Origin of the sequence: Pseudomonas sp. FP198 (assembly GCF_030687895.1) — a bacterium.
Taxonomy (GTDB): Bacteria; Pseudomonadota; Gammaproteobacteria; order Pseudomonadales; family Pseudomonadaceae; genus Aquipseudomonas.
On sequence record NZ_CP117452.1, the window covers coordinates 3,617,922 to 3,640,557 of the forward strand.

General features: G+C 62.2%; 20 protein-coding genes and 1 pseudogene. 11 read left to right on the plus strand and 10 right to left on the minus strand.

The window, feature by feature from the left end; all coding sequences use genetic code 11:
* Nucleotides 1-109: 109 nt before the first annotated feature.
* From PSH78_RS16415 to PSH78_RS16430, 4 genes are all read right to left on the minus strand, one after another.
* On the minus strand, nucleotides 110-1,876 hold the full coding sequence (locus tag PSH78_RS16415) for an ABC transporter ATP-binding protein (RefSeq protein ID WP_305495470.1): 1,767 nt from the start codon (nucleotides 1,874-1,876) through the stop codon (nucleotides 110-112).
* Entirely contained in the window at nucleotides 1,873-2,979 is a 1,107-nt protein-coding gene (locus PSH78_RS16420; protein ID WP_305501299.1) for a beta-glucosidase, read from the minus strand. Before PSH78_RS16420 ends, PSH78_RS16415 begins: the two co-directional genes overlap by 4 nt.
* Before the next feature lie 63 nt (nucleotides 2,980-3,042).
* The gene (gene glf / locus PSH78_RS16425) at nucleotides 3,043-4,224 is read right to left on the minus strand and encodes a UDP-galactopyranose mutase (RefSeq protein ID WP_305495472.1); all 1,182 of its coding nucleotides are present in this window, start codon (nucleotides 4,222-4,224) and stop codon (nucleotides 3,043-3,045) included.
* Nucleotides 4,212-5,366 carry a glycosyltransferase family 1 protein gene (locus tag PSH78_RS16430; RefSeq protein WP_305495474.1) on the minus strand — a complete coding sequence of 385 codons (1,155 nt, stop codon included), beginning with the start codon at nucleotides 5,364-5,366 and terminating at the stop codon, nucleotides 4,212-4,214. The genes glf and PSH78_RS16430 overlap by 13 nt, the downstream gene beginning before the upstream one ends.
* 345 nt (nucleotides 5,367-5,711) lie before the next feature.
* Between PSH78_RS16430 and galE the strand changes: the two genes are divergently transcribed.
* Nucleotides 5,712-6,758, plus strand: a complete 1,047-nt coding sequence (galE, locus tag PSH78_RS16435; RefSeq protein ID WP_305501300.1) for a UDP-glucose 4-epimerase GalE — start codon at nucleotides 5,712-5,714, stop codon at nucleotides 6,756-6,758.
* 618 nt (nucleotides 6,759-7,376) lie between these two features.
* Here the strand turns inward: galE and PSH78_RS16440 are convergent.
* Complete coding sequence (locus PSH78_RS16440) at nucleotides 7,377-7,643, minus strand: hypothetical protein (RefSeq protein WP_305495476.1); 267 nt, start codon at nucleotides 7,641-7,643, stop codon at nucleotides 7,377-7,379.
* Nucleotides 7,644-7,958: 315 nt separating this feature from the next.
* Between PSH78_RS16440 and PSH78_RS16445 the strand changes: the two genes are divergently transcribed.
* From PSH78_RS16445 to PSH78_RS16455, 4 genes and pseudogenes are all read left to right on the plus strand, one after another.
* Nucleotides 7,959-8,642 carry an SOS response-associated peptidase family protein gene (locus tag PSH78_RS16445; RefSeq protein ID WP_305495478.1) on the plus strand — a complete coding sequence of 228 codons (684 nt, stop codon included), beginning with the start codon at nucleotides 7,959-7,961 and terminating at the stop codon, nucleotides 8,640-8,642.
* A gap of 110 nt (nucleotides 8,643-8,752) precedes the next feature.
* The gene (locus tag PSH78_RS16450) at nucleotides 8,753-9,133 is read left to right on the plus strand and encodes a RidA family protein (protein WP_305495480.1); all 381 of its coding nucleotides are present in this window, start codon (nucleotides 8,753-8,755) and stop codon (nucleotides 9,131-9,133) included.
* 158 nt (nucleotides 9,134-9,291) lie between these two features.
* Nucleotides 9,292-9,366 (plus strand): annotated as a pseudogene (locus PSH78_RS26690) (DUF6124 family protein); the annotation flags it as partial.
* A 452-nt stretch (nucleotides 9,367-9,818) separates the two neighbouring features.
* Nucleotides 9,819-11,582, plus strand: a complete 1,764-nt coding sequence (locus tag PSH78_RS16455) for an L-lactate permease (protein ID WP_305495482.1) — start codon at nucleotides 9,819-9,821, stop codon at nucleotides 11,580-11,582.
* 72 nt (nucleotides 11,583-11,654) lie between these two features.
* Here the strand turns inward: PSH78_RS16455 and PSH78_RS16460 are convergent, their stop codons facing one another.
* The gene (locus PSH78_RS16460) at nucleotides 11,655-11,990 is read right to left on the minus strand and encodes a hypothetical protein (protein WP_305495484.1); all 336 of its coding nucleotides are present in this window, start codon (nucleotides 11,988-11,990) and stop codon (nucleotides 11,655-11,657) included.
* A gap of 248 nt (nucleotides 11,991-12,238) precedes the next feature.
* Between PSH78_RS16460 and PSH78_RS16465 the strand changes: the two genes are divergently transcribed.
* Nucleotides 12,239-12,895 (plus strand): polysaccharide lyase family 7 protein, encoded by a 657-nt coding sequence (locus PSH78_RS16465; protein WP_305495486.1) that lies wholly within the window; start codon nucleotides 12,239-12,241, stop codon nucleotides 12,893-12,895.
* Nucleotides 12,896-12,917: 22 nt separating this feature from the next.
* Here PSH78_RS16465 and PSH78_RS16470 read toward each other — a convergent pair whose 3' ends face one another.
* The 3 genes from PSH78_RS16470 to PSH78_RS16480 all read right to left on the minus strand — a co-directional run bounded on the left by PSH78_RS16470 (nucleotide 12,918) and on the right by PSH78_RS16480 (nucleotide 16,686).
* Nucleotides 12,918-14,150, minus strand: coding sequence for a nucleoside permease (locus tag PSH78_RS16470; RefSeq protein ID WP_305495487.1), 1,233 nt, complete (start codon nucleotides 14,148-14,150; stop codon nucleotides 12,918-12,920).
* Between the two features lie 278 nt (nucleotides 14,151-14,428).
* Nucleotides 14,429-15,451, minus strand: coding sequence for a sugar phosphate isomerase/epimerase family protein (locus PSH78_RS16475; protein WP_370871131.1), 1,023 nt, complete (start codon nucleotides 15,449-15,451; stop codon nucleotides 14,429-14,431).
* Nucleotides 15,452-15,510: 59 nt separating this feature from the next.
* Complete coding sequence (locus tag PSH78_RS16480; protein ID WP_305495490.1) at nucleotides 15,511-16,686, minus strand: Gfo/Idh/MocA family protein; 1,176 nt, start codon at nucleotides 16,684-16,686, stop codon at nucleotides 15,511-15,513.
* 176 nt (nucleotides 16,687-16,862) lie between these two features.
* Here PSH78_RS16480 and PSH78_RS16485 point away from each other — a divergent pair, with 176 nt between their 5' ends.
* The 4 genes from PSH78_RS16485 (at nucleotide 16,863) to PSH78_RS16500 (ending at nucleotide 21,421) form a co-directional block, all read left to right on the plus strand.
* Nucleotides 16,863-17,873: a LacI family DNA-binding transcriptional regulator gene (locus PSH78_RS16485; RefSeq protein ID WP_305495492.1), complete on the plus strand. Its 1,011-nt coding sequence runs from the start codon at nucleotides 16,863-16,865 to the stop codon at nucleotides 17,871-17,873.
* A gap of 92 nt (nucleotides 17,874-17,965) precedes the next feature.
* Nucleotides 17,966-18,916 (plus strand): TAXI family TRAP transporter solute-binding subunit, encoded by a 951-nt coding sequence (locus PSH78_RS16490; protein WP_305495494.1) that lies wholly within the window; start codon nucleotides 17,966-17,968, stop codon nucleotides 18,914-18,916.
* Between the two features lie 79 nt (nucleotides 18,917-18,995).
* Nucleotides 18,996-21,023, plus strand: a complete 2,028-nt coding sequence (locus PSH78_RS16495) for a TRAP transporter permease (RefSeq protein WP_305495496.1) — start codon at nucleotides 18,996-18,998, stop codon at nucleotides 21,021-21,023.
* Entirely contained in the window at nucleotides 21,020-21,421 is a 402-nt protein-coding gene (locus tag PSH78_RS16500) for a DUF1850 domain-containing protein (protein ID WP_305501301.1), read from the plus strand. Before PSH78_RS16495 ends, PSH78_RS16500 begins: the two co-directional genes overlap by 4 nt.
* Here PSH78_RS16500 and PSH78_RS16505 read toward each other — a convergent pair.
* Complete coding sequence (locus PSH78_RS16505) at nucleotides 21,408-22,025, minus strand: TetR/AcrR family transcriptional regulator (RefSeq protein ID WP_305501302.1); 618 nt, start codon at nucleotides 22,023-22,025, stop codon at nucleotides 21,408-21,410. The genes PSH78_RS16500 and PSH78_RS16505 overlap by 14 nt on opposite strands.
* Before the next feature lie 161 nt (nucleotides 22,026-22,186).
* On the opposite strand from PSH78_RS16505, the gene PSH78_RS16510 reads away from it, so the two are divergent.
* A complete protein-coding gene (locus PSH78_RS16510; protein WP_305495497.1) occupies nucleotides 22,187-22,627 on the plus strand; it encodes a hotdog fold domain-containing protein in 441 nt (146 codons plus the stop codon).
* Nucleotides 22,628-22,636: the final 9 nt, after the last annotated feature.

The window sequence follows — 22,636 nt, forward strand, 5'->3', positions numbered from 1 at the left end:
GCTCCCACAGGAATGGGGTTGGGCGTGGGGATGTGTATGCGCCGCAGAAACCCTGTGGGAGCGAGCTTGCTCGCGATGGCGGCAGCCTGTTCAGCATTCATGCCGGCAACTAGCGCTTGCCCAATTCCATGCCTTGGGCCTGCCATAGCGTCTGGAACGGCCCTTCACGCTGGCGCAGTTCATCGGGTGAGCCGTCTTCGATGATTCTTCCACCCTGCAAGACCAGAATCCGGTCGAACCGCGCGACTGTCGACAGCCGGTGCGCCACTGCCAGCACGGTGCGACCGCGCATCAGGTCGTCCAGGGCCATTTGCACCTTGGCTTCGGATTCCGAATCCAGCGCCGAGGTGGCTTCGTCGAGGATCAGGATCGGTGCGTTCTTGAGGAACGCCCGCGCCAGCCCGAGGCGCTGGCGTTGACCGCCCGAGAGCATCACGCCGCGCTCACCGACCAAGGTGTTGAAGCCTTCCGGCAGGTCGCGGATGAATTCTTCGCAATAGGCATGGCGGGCCGCGTCGATGACCTGTGCCTCGGTGGCATCGGGCTGGCCATAGGCGATGTTTTCGTAGATGGTCCGATTGAACAGCGCCGGTTCCTGAGGCACCACGGCAATCTGGCTGCGCAGGCTGTCCTGGCTGACCGAGCGCACGTCGCGGCCATCGATCAGGATCACCCCGCTGCGCACATCGTCCAGGCGCTGGACCAGACTGACCAATGTCGACTTGCCCGCGCCCGACGGCCCGACGATGCCGACTTTCTGGCCGGCCGGAATGTCCAGGGACAAATGCCTGATCGCGCCGCGGCCGTCGGCATAGCTGTAGCTGACGTCGATAAAACGGATATTGCCGCGCCCGGGCTCCAGTTCCGCCGGGGTGTCGCTGAGTGCGTGTGGCTGGACGATGATGCGCAACGTCTCGGCAATCACGCCCATCTGCTGCGAGGTATCCACCAAAGCCAGCGCCAGGTCGCGGGAGCCATGCAGGATGCGAAACGACAACGCGCTGACCATCACCACGTCACCTGGGGTGATCTGTCCGTCCTGCCACAACAGGATCGACCAGCCGAGCATGCCGCCAGCCATGATCGACAGGCAGATGTCGTGCAACACCCGGGCTTTTTCCAGATAGATCCAGCTACGGCGCTGGGCCTTGGCCTCGACGCCGATCGCCTGTTCGAGCCGGCGCCGTTCGCGATGCCGGGCGGAGAACGCCTTGATCGTCCAGACGTTGGAGACCTGGTCCACCAACTCGCCACCGACGCGTGCGGCCTGGGAAGCGAAATCGATGTGCCGGCTGCGGCCCCGCAGTCCCATCACGGTGATCAGCGAAGCCACCACAATCACCGCGCCGATCAACGCGATCCCCATGGAAAGCCGCACGGTGAACAGCACCACCACCGCACCGATGAAGTCGACGCAAGGTGGAATGATTTTCCAGGCCAGGCCACCATAGATGGAGCCCGCTGCCGCGCCCGCCGAAGAGATCCGGTTGGCCAGGGCTCCAGCGAAATGCTCGGAGAAATAGCGCATCGGGTGCCCGGTCAGGTGATTGAACAGGTCGATACGCAAATCCGCGCAACTGGCGACCACCGTCCGGCAGCCCAGGTAGCCGCCCGAACGCCAGAACAGGTTTTCCACCACAATCAGCGCGATGAACACCGTGAACGGCAGCCACACATGCCCGGCCGCCTCCCTGCCCTGGGCCATCGCGTCGACCAGCAGCTTCATGCCGAACTGCACCGCCACGGCGCAACTGGCGGCCCCGACGATCAGCACAAACAACGTCGCGAAATGCCACGGCCTGAGGGTGACGTATCGCCACAAAAACGCGATGGCGGTATTCGGCAGCGGCGCGCCATGGGACTGATGACTGTTCATGGCATCTGCACCGTGGCCACGGACGAAGCAAACCGCGCCTGCTGCGCCTGCATCGCCATCGACAACGGATGAAAAGACGCGCGGCTGCCCTCGTTGTCGGCATAGCCAAACACGCCAGTGGGGCAGTAGCGATCATCGTCCCAACCGGGGTAATCGAGAAACGGATACCAACACATGCCTGCTATCGGAATGCCGCGCTCGATGGCCAGCGCCAACTGATCGCCAATCGAGTGCAGCCAGGGCACGCGGGCGGTGTCTTCGGCCCCTGTCTCAGAGAGCAACAGGGGTCTTCGATAACGCTGGTGGACTTCGCTGAGCATGCCCACCAACGGCCGATAATCCGCGCTGCCCGGTTCGATCCGATTGCCGTGCAGGAACCACTGGTTATGCGGGTAGAAGTTGACGCCGAGAATATCCAGGTACTCTTCGCGCCCGCCCAGCCCCGGCCAGCTTCTGCCGGTGAGCAGGTCCCACGCCTCGAACTGGGACATCCGATACGCCTCGGCGGCCTCGATATCCTCGGCTCGCCGCGATAAGGACCGCACGTTGATCAGCGGGTCGCACTGGACAAATCGCGCCGCGGGAGTCACCTCGCGAATCGCCTCGATCGCCGCGATACTCGCGCGCACCAACTGGTGCTTGAGCTCCATGCCCCGTTGCCGGGCGGTGGGGTTGAAGTAGCCGACGTCGCCGCCGGCCCAGCTCCAGAAAGAGATCTCGTTGATCGGCGAGTAGAACGCAGTTTCGATCCCCTCCTCGCGCATCAACCGCGCGACGGCGCCGGCGAAGCGAGCAAACCGCTCGACGAAGGCCGGGCGCCAGATGTCCAGGTCGTCGGGGTAGCCGTAATGACACAGGTCCCACACCACTTGCACATCGCAGCGCTGGGCGGCGCGCAGCATCGGCAGGAAACTGCTCCAGTCATAACGACCCGGCTGCTGCTCGATCAGATGCCAACGCAAGCCATCCCTGGCGCAGCGAATGCCCAAGTCGGCGAGCCGGCGGTAATCCTGTTCGGCCCAACGGTCATGGCGAGTCGCCGCGAGCATGTCCAGCCGACGCCCATCGGCACGGCGCTGGGTGGAGCATTCGTAGCCGGCCATCACGAAACTGTTGAAGATCCTCTCCTGCACGCTGCTGCCTCCCTGTGTCTGGATGAAGCCGGATCAACCCGGCTCGACCTCGTGCGCCCTCGCCTCGACCCCTTCGCCCTCGGCGATGCGCTGATACAGCGCCAGCGCCTGGCCGACCACCTGATCCATGTTGTAGTACTTGTAGGTGCCGAGCCGACCGAGAAAAGTCACCCCGGGTGTTTCGTCGGCCAAGGCCTTGTAGCGTTTGTACAACTCGGCGTTTTCCGGGCGCGGCACCGGGTAGTAAGGGTCGCCGTCGGCGCAAGGAAACTCGTAGCTGATGCTGGTGCGCGGATGCTCCTGCCCGGTGAGGTGCTTGTACTCGGTGATTCGCGTATAGGGCACGCGCTCGTCCGGATAGTTGACCACCGCCACCGGCTGGAACTGCGGCGCGTCCAGGGTTTCATGCTGAAAGCGCAACGAGCGATACGGCAGATGGCCGAAGCAGTAATCGAAGTACTCATCGATCGGCCCGCAATAGACCAGTTCCCGATAGGGGATGCGCTGGCGAACCTCTTTGAAATCGGTAGCCAGCAAGATATCGATGTTCGGATGGGCGAGCATGCGCTCGAACATCCGCGTGTAGCCGTGCAGTGGCATCATCTGGAACTGGTCGGTGAAATACCGATCGTCGATGTTGGTCCGTGTCGGCACCCGCGACGTCACCGATTTGTCCAGCTGCGAAGGGTCCAGGCCCCACTGCTTGCGGGTGTAGCCGCGAAAGAATTTCTCGTAGAGCTCGCGGCCGATCTGGTTGATGACCACGTCCTCCGAGGTCCGGATCGACTCGACCGGCTCCGCCCGCTGCGCCAGGAAGGCCTCGGCCTGCGCTTCATCCATCGACAAGCCGAACAGCGTGTTGAGCGTCGTCAGGTTGATGGGAATCGGCACCCGGTGCTCATCGACCTGGGCCAGCACTCGATGCTCGTACGGGCGCCATTCGGTGAACCGCGACAGGTAGTCGACAATGCGCTGGGCATTGGTGTGGAAGATGTGCGGCCCGTAGCGATGCACCAGCACGCCCGCCTCGTCCAAGTGATCGTATGCATTGCCGCCGATGTGATCACGCCGATCAACCAGCAGCACGCGCTTGCCCAAACCTTCGGCCAGCCGCTCGGCCAGCACGCTGCCGGCGAAACCGGCGCCGACGATCAGGTAGTCGTACGGCGCGGAGCCCTGGGACTCATCAAGGGAATCGAGGGTTATCGTTGGCATTCGATCTGCTCCTTCATCTGCGCACAGGTCTTGTCCCAGGACATGCCGTCCAACGCTTTGTCGGCGTACTGCGCGACCACTCCTGGCTGGGTCCGCAGGTCGAGCGCGGCCTGGATCGCGTCGATGAATCCCTGGGGCGAATCGGCAATCGCGACCACACCACTCTCACCGTAGCCATTGATCACATCGCGGATCGGCGTGGACACCACCGGGCATCCGCCCGCCAGGTATTCGGGCGTCTTGGTGGGGCTGATGAAGCGAGTGGATTCGTTCAACGCGAATGGCATCAACGCCACGTCCCAGCCCGCCAGGTACGCCGGCAATTCTTCATATTGCCTGGCGCCCAGGTAGTGAATATTCGCCAGGCGCGGCAACGTCTGCGGATCGATCTTCACCACCGGCCCGATCAACACGATGTTCCAATCTGGCCGCTGCGTTGCCAGTTCACGGACCAGCTCGATATCAAAACGCTCATCGATGACGCCGAAAAAACCCAGGCGCGGATGAGCGATATCGGCCTGGTCCGCCGGGTCGGGAATCGGCTGCCTGGCCGCCGCAAAGTGCGTGATATCAACGCTGCTGGGCATGGCGTGGACGTTGTCGTGATGCTCGCGCTTGGCCTCCCAGAGGCTGTATCCACCGGTGAACACCACATCGGCCTTGGCCATCAGCCGCCGCTCCATCTCCACCAACGCGGGCGGCGCAAACTTGAAGGCCGAGAGCTCGTCCATACAATCGAAAATCACCACATTGGCCTCCAGGTGATCGGTGAAGGCCTGGCTCATGGGCGTGAGGTACCAGAGCATCAACTCACTCGGCCAGTGCTCAGCCAGCCAGGCATCGAGCAATTCGCGCTGGGTGGCGATCACCTGGGCTTCATCCAGCCCCTCGGGGAGCCTGGGCACCAGCACCGTCACGCCCTCGGCCACTGCATAGTTTTCCAGGTGCGCGGACTGCCGGCCTTCGAATATCGGTTCTTCGAAAAACAGTACGTCGTAATCCCTGGCCAATCGCGACATCACGTGTTGCGGCCGCTGATAGACAAAGCCCCAGCGCAGGTGCGACAGGCACAACAGCGTAGGTCGCAAGCTCGTGGCGGGCGCGGCGCTGTGGTCGGGATGAAGTTGTTCTTGTTGATTCATGTGACATTCCTTTTCTAAAGATCGATGTCTGAAGATCGATGCTGGGCCTACCGCGATCCGGCGCTGCCGCGCCTGGCAAACAAGACCTGGAAACTCCTCTCACGCTGGGCCTTGTGGACGTTTGAGAAAGCCGGTTCCGAGGCCGTTCCAAATCTTCTTCCAGCCAGCCGACCAAGTGCACACACCGGTCAGTCAACTGCTCTGAACTCCTGGAACCCGCCACCACACTCAACAGAACAGGCTGATGTCTCCAACGCGCACCACTGCCGAAAGAGACCCGCCGGACAACGCCAAGTGTCTCGTCCGAGAGACACCAGGACAGGGATAATCGAGGGGGACTGAATGATGATTCTGGTGACAGGTGGTGCGGGTTATATCGGTGCTCATGTGGCGGTCGAGCTGATGAACCGGGGCGACGAGGTGGTGATCCTCGACAACCTGTGCAACAGCTCCCGGGCAACCGTGCAGCGCATATCGGACGTGACGGGCCGTGAAGCGTTTTTTGTCCATGCCGACGTGAGAAGCCGTCGCGCACTGGACAGGGTATTCAGGGAGTACCCCATCGAGGCCGTCGTCCATTGCGCCGGGCTCAAGGCCGTGGGTGAAAGCGTGCGTGAACCGCTGAGGTATTTCGACACGAACGTCAGCGGCAGCGTCACGCTGTGCCAGGCGATGGCCGAAGCTGGCGTGTTCAACCTGGTGTTCAGTTCATCGGCGACGGTCTATGGCGATTGTGCCCAGATGCCCATCGCCGAAACCTGCCCGACCGGGCAGCCGACCAACCCGTACGGCCAGTCGAAACTGATGGCCGAACACGTCATGCGCAGCACCGCCGCCTCCGACCCTCGCTGGTCAATCGGCTTGCTGCGCTACTTCAACCCCATCGGCGCGCATTGTTCAGGCCTGTTGGGAGAGACGCCGACGCAGACGCCCAACAACCTTTTGCCGTACCTGCTGCAGGTGGCCAACGGCGAGCGTGAGGTGCTGCGGATTTTCGGCTCCGACTACCCGACGCCGGATGGCACCGGGATCAGGGATTATGTGCATGTGGTGGATCTGGCCGAGGGGCATTTGCGGGCTCTGGAATTCCTGCGCGAACAAACGGGTGTGCACGTCTGGAACCTGGGCACCGGGCGTGGTTATTCGGTGCTGGAGGTGGTCAGTGCTTTCGAGCGGGTGACCGGGGCGACCGTGCCGCTGGCTTTTGAAGCGCGTCGTCCGGGGGACATTGCGCGGTGCTGGGCGGATCCTGGCAAGGCGGCCACGCAATTGGGCTGGACGGCACGTCATGGGCTTGAGCGGATGCTGGAGGATGCCTGGCGCTGGCAGCGCTTGAATTTTCCTCGGGTCGAGCCGCGGGAGGTGGTTTTGCGGAGTATCGAGCAAGGGTGAGTTGATTTAGTTTAGGACGCACGGGTGGGGTTGGGATTGGGGGTATATCCGTTTTTTCGGTGAGGGCTGCTTATGGTTTCGCCCTTACGGCGAGTCACTTTCAAAAAGCGTGAAAGTAACCAAAGCGCTTTTGCCCCACCACTCGGTGCCTCGCCTAGGCTCGGCATGCCCTCACTCCGGCATTGCTCCGTGGGCCGCCGCGAAGGGCCGTCCCTGGCCCAGCGCGGCTAACCCGGCATCCATGCCGGGTTGCCCACTACGCAATGCCTGCGTTCGGCCAGCGTGGTTAACGGGGCGCCGAAATCAACGTCCACCGCGAGGCGGCCTTAAAGCCGACCTGGTTTTAGGTGGACGGACCGCGCTCCAATGTGGGAGCGAGCCTGCTCGCGAAGAGGCCGGCACATCCAACATTTTCATCACCTGTACCGCCGCCTTCGCGAGCAGGCTCGCTCCCACATGGGTTTTGCGGAGTGTCCGAGAACTGCCATCCGCCGTAGATCCAAATGTGGGAGCGAGCTTGCTCGCGAAGAGGCCGGCGCATCCAACATCTTCATTGCCTGTACCGCCGCCTTCGCGAGCAGGCTCGCTCCCACAGGGGTCCTGCGGCGCGCTCGAAAATCAAGCCCGGGGCAAGCGCATGCCCTGCACATTCAGGCAATCGCGCTGATTGCGCGCCAGCATTTCCATCGTTAGTTGATAAGCCTGGTCCGCCGCGTCCTTGAGCAATTGCCAATCCTGCAGGCTGATCAATTCATGCAACACCAGTTCATCCGCGCGCCGGATCAACGTGTCGTAATAATCTTCGGGAAAGTCCAGGCGATACGCATCGTCTTCCAGCAACAATCGCCAGGCTTTCAATTCCATCTCAAGGTCGGTTTCACTCACGGGCGGTTGTCCTCTGAAAGCTCGCGTTGATGTCCACCCCGGGCACAGGGCGTCCCTTTTTATTCAGCAAATGTTATCCAGCAAAACGAACGACATTTTACGAATGCGCGGCTCTCCGTGCAGACGATGAGCGGTCGCATACGTGGATCAAACGCCGCTCGATTTTCCGCTCATCCGGTCGCCACAAGGATTTTCGAACCAAGCGTTGGCGCGCCGGCTCGGAGTTACATAACACCGCCGCAGCGCACCAAAGACGAATCGGTTTTTGTAGCTTTCACGGCGGGATGTGGTCGCTATCTGCCTGGAGTTTTCGCGATGTGTGAATGTTTCGTTCAGCCTGTCTCTTCCAAGGATTCCCTGGCGTTCTTTGCCCAGCGCGAGCCCTTCAGTGCCAACTCATCGAGCTTGTCCGCCGACAGTCTTCACGCCGCGGCGTCGCCCGCGTTGCATGAGCGACAAAGCGTGATCAAGCCGAACATGCAGGTCAGCGCCATACGCAACCGTGGCGGGCGGCTGGAGTGCATCAAGGTGCGCTGGGGGTGGTCGCCCGTCTGGTCGATGGGCACGATGCCGCCGCTGACCCACCTGCCGTTGCACCTGGTGATGCGCTCCAAGGTGTTCGACCGGATCAAGCGCGACGGTCGCGTCCTGGTGGCGGTGGATGGTTGGTTCGAAGCCGCCACGGAGACTGCCGCGCACACCCAGTCCAAGCGCCTGAGCTATACGACGTCGCGGCAATCCTCACCGATCTTCCTCGCCGCCCTGGCCCAGGCCAGTGAAACGCCCAACGGCTGTGACGGGCTGGCCCTGGTGACCTACGGCGACATGGTCAATCAACAACAGCGATTGCTGGCCTTCACCGGCGAGAACGCCCTCGAATGGTTGCGCCCGGAGCTGGATTGGGAACAGGCCCGCGACATGGCCGCGCACGTGGCGGTCGACGAACCGCAACTGGAGCATGTGCTGACCGCCAAGCGGATGGTCCAGGGCCGACGGTGATGTCGGCTCGAACCGGAGGAAGTGGCTGACAGCTCGAAGATCGGCGTTAAACTGGCAGGCCAGTCGTAGTGAAGCGACTGGCCTCCTTTTTTTTCGAGCACGAGACTTCCATGGCGAACCAAGACATCACGTTCACCCCCGACCCGGACGCAGACTCCATCTCCTCCGACGTCGCCGGTTTCGGCGGCCTGCTGGTTTCCACCCAGATCCCGACCCGCGCCGACGGCAGCCTGGAGCTGGGCGACATCACGGCGCAGAGCGAGTGCACGTTGCAGGCGCTCAAGACCGCCCTCGAACGCGCCGGCAGCTCCATGGACCGCGTGTTGCACTTGACCATCTACCTGACCGACATGGCCGATCGCGCGGCTTTCAATGAAGTCTACAAACGCTTCTTCGCCAAGCCCTGGCCAGTGCGCGCCGCGGTCGGCGTGGCGGCGCTGGCGGTGGAAGGCATGAAAGTGGAAGTGACGGCGCTGGCGGCGAAGGGCTGAGCGCGCAGTATTTCTGGTCTTGCGAATCACTCTCGTGGCGAGGGAGCTTGCTCCCGCTGGCCTGCTCAGCAGGCCCAAGCTTTTTGCCAAGGCAGAAATTTTTGGGGCGGCTTCGCCACCCAGCGGGAGCAAGCTCCCTCGCCACGGGGTTGTTAAAGCTGGGCATCCAGCAACTGATCGAGCTGAGCGGGCTGCTGGCGAACCGCGCGTTGGATAATGTCGAAGCCCGCTAGCTGCCGTTGCACAGTTCCCCTGTGGCGAGGGAGCTTGCTCCCGCTGGCCTGCGCAGCAGGCCCAAGCTTTTTTGCCAAGGCAGAAATTTTTGGGGCGGCTTCGCCACCCAGCGGGAGCAAGCTCCCTCGCCACGGGGTTGTTAAAGCTGAGCATCCAGCAATTGATCGAACTGAGCGGCCTGCTGGCGAACCGCGCGCTGGATAACGTCGAAGCCCGCTAGCCGCCGTTGCATAGTTCCCTGTGGCGAGGGAGCTTGCTCCCGCTGGCCTGCTCAGCAGGCCCAAGCTTTTTTGCCAAGGCAGAAATTTTTGGGGCGGCTTCGCCAACCAGCGGGAGCAAGCTCCCTCGCCACGGGGGGTTGGCAGGCAATCGCTTAGCAAATCCCCGCCTATACTTCTCTGCCAATCCCCCCGGGGCCTGCACTTCCAACAATAAAAAGCAGAGGTGGAACATGGTCTGGCAACAAGTCTACGATCCCTTCGGTAATGCGGTGCTGTCGACGCTCCTGGCGGCGGTTCCGGTGGTGGTGATGCTGGCGGCCCTGGCGTTCTTTCATGTCAAGGCGCACCTGGCGGCGTTGTACGCCCTGGCCTCGGCGTTGCTCATCGCGATTTTCGCCTTTGGCATGCCCGCCGACATGGCCGGTTCGGCGGCCCTTTATGGTGCGGCCAACGGCCTGTTGCCGATCGGCTGGATCGTGCTCAACATCATCTTCCTGCACCGGCTGACTACCGAGAACGGTTCGTTCAAGGTCCTGCAGGATTCCCTGGCGCGCATCACCGACGACCGACGCCTGCAATTGCTGCTGATCGCCTTCTGTTTCGGCGCCTTCTTCGAGGGCGCGGCGGGCTTCGGCACGCCGGTGGCGGTGACCGGGGCGATCCTGATCGGGCTGGGCTTTTCGCCCCTCGCCGCCTCGGGCCTGGCGCTGATCGCCAACACCGCGCCAGTGGCGTTCGGCGCGCTGGGTACGCCGATCATCACGCTCGCCAAGGTCACCGGGCTGGATGAAATGGAGCTGTCGATGATGGTCGGTCGGCAGTTGCCGTTTTTCTCGGTGATCGTGCCGTTCTGGCTGATCTGGGCGTTTGCCGGTTGGCGCAAGATGCTCGAAGTCTGGCCGGCGATCCTGGTGGCCGGCGTCAGCTTCGCCATCCCGCAATTCCTGGTGTCGAACTACCACGGCCCGATGTTGGTGGACGTGATTGCCGCGCTGATTTCCATGGCCTGCCTGACCGGTTTTCTCAAGGTCTGGAAACCGGCCACGGTGCATACCTCGGCGGCGTTGTCAGGCCGCCACGATGATTCGAAGATCGACGCCAGCGAGCAGCAGACCCCGGTGGCCAGCGGCGCCTTCGCCAGCGATAACCGCCCCGCCGTGCTACGGGCGTGGATGCCGTGGATCATCCTCACGGTCTTCGTGTTTGCCTGGGGCACCCAGGGCTTCAAGAATCTGTTCGACACCCGGCCGGCCATCGACCCGCAGACCCAATCGGCCAGGCTCGATCCCCAGGGCAAGCCAATGCGCGAGGCGAATCCGATCTTCTCGCCGCTGCTGACCTTCGGCACCATCCACCAGCAAATCGAAAAGGTCCCGCCGGTGGTGCCCCAGCCGAAAACCGAGGAAGCGGTCTACAAGTTCAACTGGTTTACCGCCACCGGCAGCGGCATCTTCCTGGCGGCCATTCTCGGCGGCTTGCTGATGGGCTATTCGATCCCGCAACTGGCGCGCCAATACCTGCGAACGCTGTGGGTGGTGCGCTATTCGCTGATCACCATTGTCGCCATGTTGGCGTTGGGTTTTCTCACCCGCTATTCGGGCCTGGATGCGACCATGGGCCTGGCGTTCGCCGCGACCGGCATCTTCTATCCGATGTTCGGCACGCTGCTGGGCTGGCTCGGCGTGGCGCTGACCGGTTCGGACACGGCGTCCAACGTGCTGTTCGGCGGTTTGCAACGCGTCACGGCAGAGCAGTTGGGAATCAGCCCGGTGTTGATGGCCGCCGCCAACAGTTCCGGCGGGGTGATGGGCAAGATGGTCGACGCCCAGTCGATCGTGGTCGCCTCCACCGCGACCCGCTGGTACGGCCACGAAGGGGAAATCCTGCGCTACGTGTTTTTCCACTCGGTGGTGCTGGCGATTCTGGTGGGCGGGCTGGTGACGTTGCAGGCGTATGTGGAGCCCTTCAGTCACATGGTGGTGGGAGGAAAGTAACCTGGAAATGAACCAGCTCTTGTGGCGAGGGAGCTTGCTCCCTCGCCACGGGGCGTACTTACCTGCTCGGACTTACTGAACGTTCTTCAGCTTGACCACATCACCGGACACCGAAGTGGTGTAGCCGGTCAGGACCCAGGCCCAGAACCAGTTTTCCTGGACTTGGGTGTTGATCATGGCGTCGCCGCCCTTGGCCCTGATCGCGGCGGTCTGGGCGCGCACGAAACGGTTGTTCTGGCGGATCGGGATCACGCCGAACAGCAACAGGCCGGTGGCCTTGGCTTCACTGTGGCCAACCACGGTGTATTGGCTGCTGTCGTATTGCTGGGTTTTCATCGGGGTGCCGGTGCAACCCGCCAGGACCAGGCCGAACAGTGCGCAGGCGACAACTTTGCTGAATTGTTTCATTTGATGCTCCATGGGAAAACGCCCGGGATCCGTCTCTCGGGCGGCGCGTACTCTAACCGATCAGCAACAAAAAGACACAACGTCATCTCCCTCCAATTACGGGCCCGAGAGGCTCATCGCAGAGCCATCCGTCAGTTGGGCCTCCAGCGAAACAGACTCCCGTCGATAGCATGAAAACTACGCCACGGAAGGCAATTCATTGTCTTGACGACCGCCAGATACGGCCGGTCCCGTTGGAGGGTTTCATCATGATTGACGTGACTGTCTGGAGCGTTACCCTGCCGGTGCAAACGCCCGCGCAGGTCGTGGCGACCAAAGCCATGCCGAGTTTGAACAACAAGTATTTCGACAATAACGGCCAGAGGATCATCTTCTGGGCGCCTGTCACCGGCTCCCATACCGGTAACAGCGATTACCCGCGTTCCGAACTGCGGGAAACCAGCAAAGACGGGAAACATCGCAACTGGCGCTACAACAGCGGCACCAACACTCTCAAGGGGGAGTTGTCGGTGAACCAGGTGCCTTCGGAAGGCCGTGTGGTGGTGGCGCAGATTCACGCCAAGGAGGCGCCGACGCCGTTGTTGAAACTGGTTTACCGCTACGAAAAAGGCATCGGCAATATCGACGTGGAATACCGCTTCAAGCCCAAGGACAAAAAAAGCCCGGTGATCATGACCGTGCCCAAGGTGCCGTTGAACAAATCGTTTTCGTACACGCTGCAAATGGACAAGCAAGGCCAACTGTCGGTAATGATCGGCAGCAGTGGCAAACAGGTGAAACTGGACAAGTCCTGGCAAGGCTACGATTTCTACTTCAAGGCCGGCGTCTACACCTTGGATAACAAGGGCAGCACCAGTGAAGGCGGAAAAGTGACCTACACCAAACTGAGCGCCAGCCACAAGTGACTGGCGTTCTTCCGACGCTCGCTCAAGCCTTGGACGGCGCCACGACCGCTTGCCGGCCGCTGAAGGTCAGCAGGAAGCAGACAAATACCACCAGGGCAAAACCGGCCGGGAACAGCCAGATGCTTTTCCAGTCGTGGCCGCCTTCCACCACAAAGTGATCGGTCACCTGCCCCGCCACCCAGAAACCGATCAACATGCCTACTCCGTACGTCGCCAGGGTAATCAGCCCCTGGGCCGAGCTGCGCAGGTGCGCGGGCGCCTTGGCGTCCGTGTAGATCTGTCCCGAGACAAAAAAGAAGTCGTAGCAGATGCCGTGCAGCGCAATGCCGGTGAACAGCATGAACGCCAGCCCGCCGTTGTCGCCGTAGGCGAACAGCACATAGCGCAACGCCCACGCCAGCATGCCCACCAACAGCGCCAGCTTGATACCGAAGCGCTGGATGAACAGCGGCAATAGCAGCATGAACAGCACTTCGGACACCTGCCCGATAGCCATTTTCGCCGTCGGGTTGGTCATGCCGGTTTCCGCCAGGAACGGGTTGGCGTTCTGGTAGTAAAACGCCAACGGGATGCAGATCAGGATCGAGGCGATGAAGAACACCAGGTAGCTGCGGTCCTTGAGCAGGCCTAACGCGTCGAGCCCCAGCGACTGCTTGACCGCGCCAGCGCTCGCCTGCGCCTTGAGCGGCGCGGTGCCCGGCAGCGTGAAGCTGTAGAGCCCAAGGAGCAGCGAAGCGATGGCCGCCATCAGGAACGTATTGCGCAGGCCGCCCGCCAAGATCGCCTCGCGTGAGTCCCAGGCGAAGACAAAACTGATCACCACGCCGGCGACGATCCAGCCGACCGTCCCCCAGACACGGATACGCGAGAACTCCAGCGCCGGATCGCGCATCTGCCGGAATGCCACGGAATTGACCAGGGCCAGGGTCGGCATGTAGATCACCATGTAGGCCAGCACGTACGGATAGAACGCGTTGAAATCCACCGCCGAGTACAGCTGATACAACAACACCGCCCCCACCAGGTGCAGCACCGCCAGGATGCGTTCGGCGTTGAAGTAGCGGTCGGCGATCAGGCCGATGACGAACGGCGCAATGATCGCGCCCCAGGATTGGGTGGCGAAAGCCATGCCGATCTGCCCGCCGCTGGCACTCAGCGTAGTGGACAGGAACGTGCCGAGGGTGACGAACCAGCCGCCCCAGATAAAGAACTGCAGGAACATCATCACGCTCAGGCGTGCATTCATCGTGGTCATGGTAGTCACCGTTTTATTGTTGTTCTTGTTGAAACAAAGCCGTGCCCTGCTTTTGTGGCCCTGCCCTTGTCGCTCTGCTCTTGTGGATTGCTCTTGTGGATTGCTCTTGTGGATTGCCCTTGTGGATTGCCCTTGTGGATTGCCCTTGTGGCGAGGGAGCTTGCTCCCGCTCGGCTGCGCAGCAGTCGTAAAACCAGGCGACGCGGTCTGGCTGGAACAATGCTTTGGGGCGGCTTCGCCACCCAGCGGGAGCAAGCTCCCTCGCCACGGGGGTTAGGTCATCGTTCCGGGGGGCACCCCAACAACCGCCGGTTGGATGCCTCATCCGCCGTGACACCGGCGAAGTCGTCGAACGCCTTGCGTGTCCGATTGATCATGTGCCGCCGGATGAACGCCGCGCCTTCGGCCGCGCCCTGTTGCGAATCCTTCAGGCAGCATTCCCATTCCAGCACCGCCCAGCCGTCGAAGCCGTACTGGGTCAGCTTGCTGAAGATCGCCTTGAAATCGATCTGCCCATCGCCCAGGGAACGGAACCGGCCGGGACGATCAACCCAACCCTGGTAGCCGCCGTAGACACCGGAACGGGCATCGGGGCGAAATTCGGCGTCCTTGACGTGGAACATGCGGATACGGTCGTGGTAGCGATCGATGAAGCCCAGGTAGTCCATCTGTTGCAGCAACAGGTGGCTGGGGTCGTAGAGGATCGCCGCCCGTGGATGATGGTCGACGGCTTCCAGGAAACGCTCGAACGAGGCGCCGTCGTGCAGGTCTTCGCCGGGGTGGATCTCGTAGCACAGGTCGACGCCGGCCGCGTCGAAACAGTCGAGGATCGGCAACCAGCGCCGGGCCAGTTCGGCGAACCCTTGCTCGACCAGGCCGGACGGACGTTGCGGCCACGGGTACATATAAGGCCACAGCAACGCACCGGAAAACGTCGCGTGGACCTTGAGGCCCAGGCGCTGGCTGGCGCGGGCGGCGAGTTTCAGTTGCTCGATGGCCCACTCGGTGCGCGCCTCGGGCTGGCCGCGCAGGTGGGCCGGGGCGAAGTCGTCGAACAGCGCGTCGAATGCCGGGTGCACCGCCACCAACTGCCCTTGAAGATGCGTCGACAACTCGCTGATCTCGACGCCGGCCGATGCGCAGACGGCCTTGAGCTCATCGCAATAATCCTGGCTCTCGGCGGCCCGCGCCAGGTCGATGTAGCGCGTGCCGAGGGTCGGCAGTTGAATCGCCTTGTAGCCCTGCGACGCGGCCCATCGAGCAATGTCGGCCAGAGTGTCGAACGGCGCTTCATCGGACATGAACTGCGCCAGGAAAATCGCTGGCCCGCGCAGGCCGCTCGGTGTTTCGTCGGGGGTGCTCACAACTGTGATTCTCCGGTTTTCAGCGTGGTCCATTTCGCCTCGCCACGGTGATTGATGATGGCAGCCTCGATGAACGCCATGCCGCGCAAGCCGATTTCGATGCCGGGTACGCCAGGCACATCGAGGCCTTCGACGCGTTCGCGAATGGCCCGGGCGAAATCGCCGTAGAGGTTGGCCATCGCTTCCAGATAACCCTCGGGATGCCCGGCGGGCAGACGCATGCGGCGCGTCGCGGCCTCGCACAACCACGGCTGGCCAACCCCGCTACGCAGGATACGCAGGGGTTGATCGAAGGCGCGATGAATCAGGCTCGACGGTTCTTCCTGGCGCCACTCCAGGGCGCCTTTGTCGCCGTAGACGCGGATCTTCAGCGGGTTCTCTTCGCCGGTGCAGACCTGGCTGGCCAGCAACACGCCGCTGGCGCCGCGTTGCATCTGGAACAACATCGCCACGTCGTCGTCCAGTTGCCGACCGGCGACATGCGTGCCCAGCGTGGCGCAGAGCTGCTGGATCGGTTGGTCGGCGACGAACTCCGCCAAAGAAAAGGCATGGGTGCCGATGTCACCAATGCAACCGCCCAAGCCGGACTGTGCCGGATCGTCGCGCCACTCGGCCTGTTTGTTGCCTTGCGCGGCGACATCCTGGCTGAGCCAGCCTTGGGGGTATTCGACGAACACTTTGCGCACCTGGCCGATCACGCCCGAACGCACCATCTCCCGGGCCTGCCAGACCATTGGGTAGCCAAGATAGGTGTGGGCCAGGCCGTAGAGACAACGGCTGCCCTGCAGCACGTCCCGGAGCGCGAGCAACTCCTTGAGGTTCAGTGCCGCGGGCTTCTCGCTGAACACATGGAAACCCGCCGCCAGTGCCTGGCGGGCAATGGGTGCGTGGAGATGGTTGGGCGTGACGATCACCAGCAGTTCCATGCGCTGGTCCAGCGGCAGCAGCGCCTCGGCGTCGAGCATCTGCTGCCAGTCGTGATAACAGCGGGACGCGGCCAGCCCCAGGGCTTCTCCGGTCTGCCGGTTGTTCTGCGGGTCACGGCTGAACGCGCCGCACACCAGCTCGAAACCACCGTCCAGGCCCGCGGCCTGACGATGGGCCTGGCCGATGAAGGCACCCTCCCCACCGCCGACGAAGCCCATTCTTATTTTTGGTACTACAGGTTTCATCGCGATTCTCTTTTGTCCGGACTGATGATGTAACCGGTTACATCATGAGCGGAAATCTAGGCCTGGTTTAGCTTCGTGTCAAACCCTGGAAGATGCCGATGAGCATTTGTCAGGCATCGAACCTGCGGTAAGCTCGCGGCCATGCCTGCGTCTCCAGGCGCCGAATCGAGGTGATCTTGTCGAATATCCGTGAAGTGGCCCGGCTGGCCGGTGTTTCCGTGGCCACGGTGTCGAGGACGTTGAAATCACCCGAACGCGTGCTGCCGGAAACCCGCGACAAGGTCAACGCCGCGGTGGCACGGGCCGGTTATCGACCGAACCTGATGGCCGTGCAGTTCCGTTCCCGCCGTACCGGCAACCTGGTGATCCTGGTGCCGGCGATCGCCAATACCTTTTTCGCCCGGGTCATCAGCGGCGCCCAACAGGCGGCGCAAGCGGCCGGCTATCGATTGCTGCTGTGCGATACCCAGGGCCGCGAAGCCATCGAGCAGGAATTCGCCGCGCTGGTCTACGCCCACCAGGCCGACGGCGTGATCCAACTGCGCGCCAGCGACCCCTTTGTTTCGTTGCCGCCCGGCGCCGATGCGTTGCCGCTGGTCAATGCCTGCGAAGTGGTCAAGGACGCGCCCTACCCGACCATCAGCCTGGACAACCGCAGCGCCGCACGGGCCATGACCGAGCACCTTATCGGCCTCGGCCACCGACGCATCGGCATCATCAAAGGCCCGCGCAGCAGCCCATTGACCCTCGATCGCGTGGCCGGCTATCAGGACGCCTTGCAAGACGCCGGCATCGCCATCGTCCCGGAACTGATCTGCCACGGCGATTTCACCCTCAAGGCCGGCTACGACGGTGCCGGCACCATGCTCGCCCTGACCGAGCGTCCCAGCGCGCTGTTCTGCGAGAACGATGAGATGGCCATCGGCGCGCTCAAGCGCATCAAGCAGATGGGCCTGCGGGTGCCTGAGGATATTTCCCTGGTAGGTTTTGACGACATCCCGTTCGCCGCCTATTGCGATCCGCCGCTGACCACCATTTCCCAGCCGGCTGAAACCTTTGGTCACAAAGCCGTAGAAATGCTCATCGCCCTCATCGAAAAAAGACCCATCGCCCAGCGGCACGTGCTGTTGCCGTTCGAGCTGACCGTACGCGGCAGCAGCGCAGCGCCAGGCTCCAGCATGGCCTGATCAGGCACAGCGGAGTTGTCGACTCGCCATCAGGCGCGTTTCGACTACAGTGGAAAGACTCTGCTAAAGCCATAACAAGACGGAGAGTCGCCATGCCAATCAGCAAACGCTTCATTTCCCTGGCCGCCGCCGCAGCCGTGATGGTCACGTCCACGGCCTATGCTGCGCCGGCCTACATCAACATTCTGACCGGGGGCACCAGCGGGGTGTATTACCCGATTGGCGTCGGGCTCTCGCAGATCTACAGCAGCGGCATCAAGGATTCCAAGACGTCGGTCCAGGCCACCAAGGCTTCGGTGGAAAACCTGAACCTGCTGCAAGCCGGACGCGGGGAGTTGGCGTTTGCCTTGGGCGATTCGGTGGCGGATGCCAAGAATGGGGTGGAAGACGCCGGCTTCAAGGCGCCCTTGACCAAGCTGCGGGCCATCGCTGGCGCTTACCCCAACTACATACAAATCGTCGCCAGCGAGGAATCGGGCATCAAGACCCTGGCCGATCTCAAGGGCAAGACCGTTTCGGTCGGCGCAGCGAAATCCGGCACCGAGCTCAACGCCCGGGCAATCTTCAAGGCCGCGGGCCTGACCTACGACGATATGAAGGTGCAATACCTGCCATTTGCCGAGTCGGTGGACCTGATCAAGAACCGGCAACTGGACGCCACCTTGCAGTCCTCCGGCCTGGGCATGGCGGCGATTCGTGACCTGGCGTCGACGATGAAATTGAATTACGTGTCGATTCCCACCGACGTGGTACAGAAAATCGGCAACCCGGCCTACCAGAGCGCAATGATCCCTGCCAACACCTACGACGGCCAGGCTGAGCCCGTGCCCACCGTCGCCATCACCAATATCCTGGTGACCCGCGAGGATGTGCCGGACGAAGTGGCCTATCAGATGACCAAGCTGCTCTTCGACAACCTCACTCGCCTGGGCACGTCCCATTCGGCGGCGAAGGACATTTCCCTGAAAAACGCCGCGAAGAACCTGCCGATAGCCCTGCACCCTGGCGCCGAACGCTACTACAAGGAAGTGGGCGCGCTGTAGACCCCTGGGGCGGCAACGGCGTAAACCGCCGTTGCCGTGTCGTGTTTCGCACCGGCTACAGACAACAGGCAGGCACCTTATGAGTGAAGACCAGCACGGCATCGCCACGGACCCCCGGGACTGGCCGAAGACGCTGTTCTATGTAGCGTTGCTGTTTTCCATATTTCAGATCGTCACCGCAGCCTTCTCCCCGGTATCCAGCATCGTGCTGCGGGCGGTGCATGTGGGCTTTTTGCTGTGGGTGGTGTTCTTGAGCTACCCGGCCCATGGCAAGCAACGGCCCTGGCAACCCCTGGCCTGGGCGTTGGGGCTGGCGGGGATGGCGACCGCGCTCTATCAGTGGGTATTCGAGGCCGACCTGATCCAGCGCTCCGGCGACCTGACGAGCGCCGACATGGTCATCGGCATCATCCTGATCGTGCTGGTATTCGAGGCGGCGCGGCGGGTGATGGGCATCGCCTTGCCGATCATCTGCGGCCTGTTCCTCGCCTATGGCCTGTTCGGCGAACACCTGCCGGGCGACCTGGCGCATCGCGGCTACGGCGTGGACCAGATCATCAACCAGCTGGCGTTTGGCACCGAAGGGTTGTACGGCACGCCGACCTACGTCTCGGCCACCTACATCTTCCTGTTCATCCTGTTTGGCGCCTTCCTGGAAAAGGCCGGCATGATCAAGCTGTTCACCGATTTCGCCATGGGCCTGTTCGGTCACAAGCTGGGCGGTCCGGCAAAAGTTGCGGTGGTGTCGTCAGCCTTGATGGGCACCATCACCGGCTCGGGCATTGCCAACGTCGTGACGACCGGACAGTTCACCATTCCATTGATGAAACGCTTTGGCTACAAGGCGGCATTTGCTGGTGGTGTGGAAGCCACGTCCAGCATGGGCAGCCAGATCATGCCGCCGGTGATGGGCGCGGTGGCGTTCATCATGGCCGAGACCATCAACGTGCCGTTCGTGGAAATCGCCAAGGCCGCGCTGATACCCGCGTGCCTGTATTTCGGCTCGGTGTTCTGGATGGTTCACCTGGAAGCCAAGCGTTCGAACCTCAAGGGCCTGCCCAAGGATCAATGCCCGAGTGCCTGGGGCGCGGTCAAGGAAAACTGGTATCTGCTGATTCCACTGGCAGTCCTGGTCTATCTGCTGTTTTCCGGGCGCACTCCGCTGTTCTCCGGCATGGTCGGGCTGGCATTGACGGCTATTGTGATTCTCGGCTCGGCGATCATCCTCAAAGTGTCGAACTACGCCTTGCGCTGCGCATTCTGGATCGCATTGGGGATTCTCTGCGTCGGCTTCTTCCGGCTGGGCATCGGAATCGTGTTCGCAGTGATCGGCGTGCTGGTGGTTGCCTGCTGGTTTATGAAGGGCACGCGGGAAACCCTGGTCATCTGTTTACACGCATTGGTGGATGGCGCACGCCATGCCGTCCCGGTGGGGATCGCCTGCGCCTTGGTGGGCAGCATCATCGCAATCGTTTCGCTGACCGGCGTAGCTTCCACCTTCGCCGGTTACATCCTGGCCATCGGCAAGGACAACCTGCTGCTGTCGCTGATCCTGACCATGCTCACCTGCCTGGTATTGGGCATGGGCATCCCGACCATCCCCAACTACATCATCACCAGCTCGATCGCCGCGCCCGCCCTGTTGGAACTGGGCGTGCCGCTGATCGTGTCGCACATGTTCGTGTTCTATTTCGGCATCCTCGCCGACCTCACCCCGCCGGTGGCCCTGGCCTGTTTCGCCGCCGCGCCCATCGCCAGGGAGAGTGGCCTGAAAATCAGTTTCTGGGCCGTGCGCATCGCCCTCGCCGGCTTCGTCATTCCGTTCATGACGGTCTACAACCCGGCGCTGATGCTCCAGGGCGACAATCTCTGGATGACGGCGTACATGTTGATCAAGACCTTGCTCGCGGTCGGCCTGTGGGGCATGGCGTCCACCGGTTTCCTGCAACAGAAGATGCCGGTCTGGGAACGGCTGATGTGTTTTGCCGCCGGGGCATTGTTGGTGATGGCGCTGCCGTTGACCGATGAAATCGGCTTTGTCCTGGGGGCGCTGTTGATCGGGCAGCATCTGTGGCGCGCACGTCGCAGCGGGCAGGCCTTGGCGTGATCGGCTTGTGCCTGGGCCTGTCCGGAGTAGTCTGGGCGCAGCTTGGACTCAGCGAGTTCACCTTGGCGTGGGATCACACCATCGAGAAGATCCGTTGGGAGGAAGACTATCGTGTCACCGAAACGGGCCTGGTCCTGGGCGAAGCCAGGATCAAGGGCAACGGTGCCGGCATGGAGATTCCGGAAAACGCCCGGCTGGAAAACGGCAGTTGGCACTACTATCGACAACTGCCGCCGCTGCAACCCTTGAAGCTGGGCCGCACGCCCCAGGCCGGCGATTACCAACTGTGTCACGCCGGCCATTGCCAGCCCATGGCGCATTGGCTCGGCACGCCCACCGTGGAACACCCCTCGGTAGAACTGTGGAGCTGCGAACGGCGCTCGATCACTCAGCGCTGATCGACCGCCACGCCGCCTGCGCCAGTAACTCCCGATGGACCTTGGGGCTGGTCGGCACGCGCCCCGCCAGCCAGGCGCGGCAATAACTTTCCGACGCGCCGATGATCAGCGAGAACGTCAACTCGGCTGGATAACGCTTGAGCGCCTCGCCCTGCGCCGCCGCGCTCAGCCACTGCCAGAGTTGGCCGTTGCGCGTGGTATTGCGGTTGGCGAGTTCGTCCTTGAACGGCCCCTTGGTCACGGCAAAACGCGCGTGATACTGGAAACGCGCCCAGTCGGGCTGGCTGTCGACCCAATCGACATAGCTGTAGATCAAGGCTTGCATGCCCTGTTCGGCAGTCGTCGCCTCGGCCAGGTACTGCTCGCGCAAGCGCGCCTGGTCGTCCAGAGCGGTGAAGAACAGCGCCGCCACCAGGCCTTCCTTGTTGCCGAAATGGTGGTAGATCGCGCCGACACTGGTCTGGCATTCGGTGCGGATCATTTCAATGGTGGTCGCCTCGATGCCCTGTTCGTTGAACAGCGCCAGGGCCTTTCTGAAGATATCGCGCTTGAGCTCGGCCCTTCTGCCGGGGAAAGCACGTTCGAGTAATTCCGTTGTTTGCATGCTGGGCATAAACCGGTTCGTTGAAGGATCAGGCAGACGACTGCCCATGACGAAGTGAGCGCAGCTTGACAGATTCGCCGCCAACAGAATACCGTTCCGTCACAGAATAATATTCTGTAACGGAAGATCATTCCGCAAATCCCTTGTCAGCGAGGCTTCACATGAATCAGGTTCTCGGTATGTTCAACAGCGCAGGTCCCGATGCGTTCAGCAAAATGGCCTGCCAGATGGCACCTTACTTCTCCACCATCGATCCGCTGGTCACGGAGCTGCGCCAGGGCGCAGCGACGGTGCAGGTACCGTTTCGCAAGGAAATCACCAATCACCTCGGCACCGTGCATGCCATTGCCATGTGCAACGCCGCCGAGCTGGCCGCCGGGATGATGACCAACGTCTCGATTCCGGACGGCGCCCGGTGGATCCCAAAAGGCATGACCGTGGAATACCTGGCCAAGGCCAAGAGCGACGTGACGGCGGTGGCGAACGGCGATGAGGTGGACTGGCAGACCGAAGGCGACAAGATCGTGCCGGTGGATATTCATGACGTGGATGGCAAGAAGGTGTTCACGGCGCGGATCACCATGAATGTGAAGTTGGCTTGAAAAATCGGG